The sequence below is a fragment of the Streptomyces sp. NPDC041129 genome, from assembly GCF_055592265.1.
Map to the genome: position 1 here is coordinate 106,130 of NZ_JBVIYV010000015.1, position 6,000 is coordinate 112,129.

The 6,000-nt window shown below is 65.6% G+C and carries 6 protein-coding genes and 3 pseudogenes; 5 read left to right on the forward strand and 4 right to left on the reverse strand.

All coding sequences use genetic code 11. The annotated features are described in order from the left end of the window. Positions 1–821 precede the first annotated feature (821 nt). A pseudogene (locus ACZ6B1_RS33565) lies at positions 822–920 on the forward strand (IS5/IS1182 family transposase); the annotation flags it as partial. A gap of 634 nt (positions 921–1,554) precedes the next feature. Next, on the forward strand, positions 1,555–2,097 hold the full coding sequence (locus ACZ6B1_RS33570; RefSeq protein WP_468784541.1) for a GNAT family N-acetyltransferase: 543 nt from the start codon (positions 1,555–1,557) through the stop codon (positions 2,095–2,097). A 168-nt stretch (positions 2,098–2,265) separates the two neighbouring features. Here the strand turns inward: ACZ6B1_RS33570 and ACZ6B1_RS33575 are convergent. The 4 genes and pseudogenes from ACZ6B1_RS33575 to ACZ6B1_RS33590 all read right to left on the reverse strand — a co-directional run. Then, positions 2,266–2,487 (reverse strand): annotated as a pseudogene (locus tag ACZ6B1_RS33575) (transposase); the annotation flags it as partial. Positions 2,488–2,528: 41 nt separating this feature from the next. Continuing rightward, complete coding sequence (locus ACZ6B1_RS33580; RefSeq protein ID WP_468784542.1) at positions 2,529–2,954, reverse strand: IS5 family transposase; 426 nt, start codon at positions 2,952–2,954, stop codon at positions 2,529–2,531. A 60-nt stretch (positions 2,955–3,014) separates the two neighbouring features. Further along, positions 3,015–3,629 (reverse strand): hypothetical protein, encoded by a 615-nt coding sequence (locus tag ACZ6B1_RS33585; protein WP_468784543.1) that lies wholly within the window; start codon positions 3,627–3,629, stop codon positions 3,015–3,017. 400 nt (positions 3,630–4,029) lie between these two features. Beyond that, complete coding sequence (locus tag ACZ6B1_RS33590) at positions 4,030–4,389, reverse strand: nucleotidyltransferase family protein (RefSeq protein WP_468784544.1); 360 nt, start codon at positions 4,387–4,389, stop codon at positions 4,030–4,032. Here ACZ6B1_RS33590 and ACZ6B1_RS33595 point away from each other — a divergent pair. The 3 genes and pseudogenes from ACZ6B1_RS33595 to ACZ6B1_RS33605 form a co-directional block, all read left to right on the forward strand. Next, entirely contained in the window at positions 4,300–5,199 is a 900-nt protein-coding gene (locus ACZ6B1_RS33595) for a PA14 domain-containing protein (protein ID WP_468784545.1), read from the forward strand. The two genes, ACZ6B1_RS33590 and ACZ6B1_RS33595, sit on opposite strands and share 90 nt — an antisense overlap. A gap of 23 nt (positions 5,200–5,222) precedes the next feature. Beyond that, on the forward strand, positions 5,223–5,498 hold the full coding sequence (locus ACZ6B1_RS33600) for a hypothetical protein (RefSeq protein ID WP_468784552.1): 276 nt from the start codon (positions 5,223–5,225) through the stop codon (positions 5,496–5,498). Further along, positions 5,381–5,785: pseudogene (locus tag ACZ6B1_RS33605) on the forward strand (Tn3 family transposase); the annotation flags it as partial. The gene ACZ6B1_RS33600 and the pseudogene ACZ6B1_RS33605, both read left to right, overlap by 118 nt. Positions 5,786–6,000 lie beyond the last annotated feature (215 nt).

Here is a 6,000-nt window from a genome sequence, read left to right on the forward strand (position 1 = left end):
TAGCCGGCAAGCCGTTCGCCAACGTGGAGGTTCTGGACCTGAAGGGGACAACTTGACGTGGCAGCTGTAACCTTGGTTGCAGTCGCTACCGCACTGATCTCCAATGCGGATCCACTCGGAAGCCCATGCACGCCGATGTAATGGGTCTTTCCGTTTCCATCCCCGGAAAGTAGCGTAGTTTTTTCCCACCTGATTCGCAGCTTGCTCGTGGGTGCGCCTGGAGTGGATTCATTCCAGGACCCGTTCGTTGGCACCCCCCAAATAAAATTATTGCGATCACTGTGATCGACGAATTGCACTCCCGCCGGGCTCTTAATTTCAAGAGTAAGCGTAGCCTCCAAGAATTCCGCTTTGAGGTAATTTTTGGAAACCAGGATGTCGATTACCAGGACTGACTCCGCGTGAGGAGGCGGGTACGTCGACTTTTCGGTAAATGAACGAAGGGCCACGTTGCCGACAAAAACGATTTCGGAGTGACATGCGGGGTTGTCTAGCTTGACGTCAGCCATCAGAGCTCTCCCTACGGTGATCTCATGAGAGCACGCTAGGATGCCGTGCCATCGACTCTCGGGCCGGAGTAAGTTCTCAACTTGACCTCCCCCGCATCGAGGCTCCTCTTCCATGCAAGCAGCTTGCGGGGGTCGTCGCCAGTTGAGCGGGCGTAGCCCGGCGGAGCTGGGGCTGGCTCAGCGGCGCGGCGATAAGCCTACGCGGCACACGCGAAAGCCCTGCTCTCCAGCCTGCGTGACGCAAACAGGGCGTCGTGAACATGAAAACTCCCGAGCCGCTGGTGAAGCACGCGGGGGTACTGCACAAGCAAGCAAATGAAGTCCTGGCAGATCCTCCGCAGATCCCGAATCAGCCCCAACCGCATGAGCGTCATCACCAAAGCCGTCCTCACCCTGGAGAGGCAACGCTGAAAACGCTCACTGAAGTGGCCTGGCGTGACGCGCACCAGATGCATCGCACGCACACCGCCGCGTTCACACCCCCGTCGAAGCCGCCATCGCACCAAGCGTCCGGTGGCGTGCCAGCGCGGCATACACAGCCCGCTATGAGGCCGGCTTCCTGCGCGCTCCGCAAGCTGCAGAGGCGTCTACGGCCGGGGACGCCGATCTCGCAGAGCGGGTCCGTTCCATGGCCGACTGGCTCCTCAAGGAGCAAGCATCCCGCACCTCGCCCCCGCGTCCACAGCACCAGCCTCAGACCCGGCGCGCCGCGCCTGAGTAGGAACCGATGTCCGCGGAACACCGGCCAGACCGGGCACCGGGTCAGTAGTCAGAGGCCCGTCTTCGGCCGCTCATCGTGCTGCGGTCACAAGCTGATCGGGTCGAGGAGTTGGGGACCGTTGTTGCGGACGCTGTTGACGGCCGTTTAGAGCCGGGAGACCTACGGACTGGCAGCGGCGTGCGCCGGGCCCGGAGCCGGCGTGGGAGCCGTCCCTCAGTGGACACGGATGCTGAGACGTTCCGTGGCCCAGGCACGCCTTAGGGCGTGTATCGAAAGTGCCTGGTGAGGATGGAGGAGAGCCCATTTGTGATCCAGAATGATTGGATGATCACGCTTGAGACTCCCCGTTTGATCCTGCGTCGCTGGCGCGAGGAAGACGTTGCGCCCATGGCTGCCGTCAATGCCGACCCCGCGGTCATGCGGTGGATCCGTGACGGCAGCGTCCTTGACGAACAGCAGACTCGTCGCCGGGTCCAGGCATGGGAGAGCGAGTGGGAGTCACAGGGCTTCGGCCTGTTCGCCGTGGAGATCCGGTCCACTGGCGAGCTGGCCGGATTCACCGGCCTTTCGGTGCCCAACTTCTTGCCGGAGGTACTGCCGGCGGTTGAGGTCGGCTGGCGGCTGGGACGTTCCCACTGGGGGCAGGGCTTGGCCACCGAGGCTGCTGCGGCCGCTGTACGGTTCGGGTTCGAAGAGCGAGGGCTGGAGCGGATCGTCAGCATCACTCAAGTGGGCAACGACGCCTCCGAACGAATCATGACCAAACTGGGGATGCATCCGGTCTGTGAGACGGTCAATCCCACCGGGGGTCGGCGAGTACGGGTGTTCGGCTTGTCGTCGGACCAGTACGTCACAACCACTCGTTGATGGCGGCAACGAGGACTGTGGCCTCGTAGCGGACCGCGAGTTTGTCGTACCTCGTGGCCACGGCCCGGTGCCTCTTGAGGCGATTGATACCGCACTCGACCGCGTGCCGAGCCTTGTAGTCCTGCGGGTCGAACTTCGGCGGCCGGCCGCCGCGCGAACCGCGCTTCTTGCGGTTGGGGCCTGGTCGGCCTTGTCCGGGATGGTGCAGAGGATCCCGCGCCGCCGCAGGTAAGCGCGGTTCTTCCGGGAGGCGTACGCCTTGTCGGCGCGCACCCGACCTGGCCGGGTACGCGGCCTGCCCGGCCCGAGACGCGGGACACGGATCTTGTTCAGGACAGGCTCGAACTGCGGGGAATCCCCGCGCTGTCCGGCCGTGATCACGATGGACATGGGCTTTTGGCCCTGTTCGACGGCCAGGTGCAGCTTGGTGGTCAGGCCACCGCTCGAGCGCCCGAGCCCGTGGTCGTCCGGCTCGACGGCGACGCCGCCGGGCGGCTCCTTCTGCAGCTCCCCTTTTTCCTCGCCCCAGCGGCGTGCTGGTGGGCCCGGCACACCGTGGAGTCGACGTTGATGTCCCAGGTGATCAGCTCTTTCGCGTCGGCCCGGGCCTGCAGCGCGGTGAAGATCCGATGCCAGGTGCCGTCCCGCTGCCACCGGCGGAACAGGTCGTACGCCCGGCCCCACGGCCCGTACTCGGCTGGCAGGTCCCGCCAGGGGATGCCGGTGCGGACCCGAAACCGTATGCCGTCGATCAGCTGCCGCCTGGCCCACGTCGGCGGCCGTCCGGGCTTCTTGCCCTTCGGCAACAGCGGTTCCAGCAGCGCCCATTGCGCATCCGTCAGATCTCCACGTGTCACGAACCAAGATCATCTCACGTTCAAGATCCACTTTTGATACACGCCCTAGTCGGCGGAGCTCTACCAGTTGGTCAGGTCGACCAGTAGGTCGCAGTGCGGGTCATCCGGGGCCGGGCGCTGGTACTGCTCCTCCCCGATGAGGGAGGGGAGGGAGGCGAGGAGGGCGGTCGTCGGCGTCCCGGTCAAACGGATGTCGACCCCGATGATGCCCGGTCGGTCGGGACGCTGCACGTACAGACGGATCAGGCCGTCGCCGTGCATGAGGAAGCCGACAAGGAACGGGTTCTCGTCGTCTACGGGGTCGGAGAGGGCGCGTACGACGGTGAGCGCCTCACCTCGCTCGGTTTCCGGGGTCGGGGTGATGTCCTGAGGGCGGAGGCGGATGAGCGTCATCCCCATTACCTCGTCGACGTCGCTGCTGCTGTAGATCTGGGGCCCGGTCAGGACGGTGCGCAGCATGCCGGGGATGTAGTAGGGGGTCACCGCGTCGTGGGGAATTTCGTACAGGAGGCTCTTGGCGTGCTCGGCCTCCCCGGCTCGGACGGCGATCCGTACGGCCCCGGGGGCGGGGAGGACACCGCGCAGATGGCAGTAGTCGGCGATGGGGGCATTCAGGTAGTACAGCAGCAGACGGGTGACGGCTGCCTGTTGCTCTCGGTCTTCGGGGTCTGTCACGGATGCTTCCAGGCGGGCACTTGTTGTTGCGCTGATTGTGGCAGACAAAGTTGATCACGCCGATCGTCTGTCCCCTGCCTCGCCTGGAGCATCATCTGGCTGTGTCGACTCCGCACATCGGGATGACGGAGCCAGGACCCTGGGCGAGGGTCAGTCGAGTACGGTCGGCTCGGGCCATTACTGCCGTCAGCGGGCCGTCTTGGCCTCGTAACCGCGCGTGGGGCAAGCACGGGATTGGGTCGGACGACCAGATTGAACACGTCGGAGAGCCTGTGCGGTGCGTAGACGCTCCTCGGGTCCGTCTCCCTCCAGGCGCACACTAACGCAACATGTCGTGGCCGCGAAGTTGTCGACGGCCGCGTCGGTGCAGCTGTGTGGAGGGAGGGCACTTGACGCCGAACTACTGCTCGTACCAGAGGTGGACGCGTGCCTCGTTGCGAACCTCGACCTCTGCCGGCAGCTCAGCGAAGGCCTCGTTTACAGCCCCGATCACCGGGTCCTCTGCCGCCCACGACAGGTCGTCGCTGTCGAAGTAGAAGACGTCGTAACCCTTGATGCCACTGGTGGAAGGCCTCCCCGTGACTACGTTCTGGACGGTCTGGCAGAGACATCCTGCCGTCAGGTACCAGCCAGGAGGCCTCAGCCTGGTGGCGCTGGGCCGACCGTCCGGATGAGACTTTGGAAGCCTGCCCGGCACCGGAGCTGTTCCGCTGTCACCGGCACGACCTTCACAGACACCTCCGCTGGGGGCACCACCCACCTCTCTGAGGTCCGCGCCGTCGACAAGTCCGGCAACGTGTCCGCCGGGACGTCCGACGTCTCAGTCACCGGGAACCCGACCTTCCTGCGCCAGTTCTTCGCGAACACCTCCTTCTCCGGCACTCCGAAGCGCACGGACACCGACACCGCGATCAGCGAGAACTGGCGCACCAACTCTCCCGGCGTCTCCGGCATCGCCACGAACAACTTCGGCGTCCGCTGGCAGATCACCCGCGACTTCGGCTCCGGCGGACCCTTCACGTTCACCGCCTCCGGCCAGGACGGCATCCGCGTATACCTCGACGGCGCACGCAAGATCGACCTCTGGAAGAACGGGTCCAGCACCGTCTCCCGGACCGTGAACCTGACCATCCCCCGCGGCACCCACACCCTCCGCATCGACTACGTCAACTGGACGGGCGCCGCCACCGTCAAGTTCGCCTACACCCCCCGCACCGACGCATCCGTGGACCGTGTCGCGCCGCTCGCGCCCACCGCGGCAAAGGTCGTGTACGACAAGGACACCGACTCCGCCACCTTCTCCTGGGCGCCCAACAAGGAGATGGACCTCGCCTACTACCGGGTCTACCGGCAGACCGCAGTCGGCGACTGGTCTGCCATGGTCCTGACCGACAAAACCACCTGGACCGACACCGGACTGAACCGCGACGGCAAGCCCATCCGCTACTACATCGCCGTCACCGACCGCGCCGGGAACCTGTCCGACGGCACCCCCGTCCTGACGGTCAATCCGATCGACACCGCCCCGACCACGTCCCGCCCGGCTGGCCGGCGCTCGGCGGCTCCCTGACCCGGCCGATCCGCTGGGACCTGATCGCGCAGCAGTACGACCAGATGGTCGAGTACGCCACCGCGCTCCGCCTGGGAACGGCCGAGGCCGAGCAGGTACTGCGGCGCTTCACCCGCGCGGTCCTAAGCCCCCCACCTACCAGGCCCTCGAAGAACTCGGCCGCGCCGTACGCACGGTCTTCGCCTGCCACTACCTCGCCAGCCCCGACCTGCGCCGGGAGATCCACGGCGGCCTCCAGGTCGTGGAGATCTGGAACAGCGCGAACACTGTGCTCCACTACGGCAAGGACGGCGCCCTGACCGGCCCGGACAAGGAGCACGCCGAGACGTCGATGCTCGCCCTGCACCTGCTCCGGTCCAGCCTCGTGCACGTCAACACGCTGCTGCTCCAGCGGGTCCTTGCCGAGCCGAAGTGGGCGAAGAATCTGACCGACGAGGACCGGCGCGGACTGACCGCGCTGTTCTGGTCGAACGTCAACCCGTATGGCACCTTCCGCCTTGACATGGACAAGCGACTCGGCCTGGGCCTGCTGGCCAGCGTGCCGCGTCCGCGTTCCGACGAAGCCGCCGCCGCGGTAGCCCACTGACCGCCCTCCCCGATCGAGGCGGTTAGTCAGTGGCCCAAATCGTCTCGCCTTCCGTCCCAGCCCTTCCAATCTTCGAAACGCCGACAGGCCTCGACGTCTGTCCTAAGGCAGTCGTCGATGCTGAACCGCTCCGGGTCTGATGGAGGCTCGATTCCCTGAGAGGATCGAGTCATGGCACGTCCGTCCCCTTACCCCGCTGAGCTTCGCGATCGTGC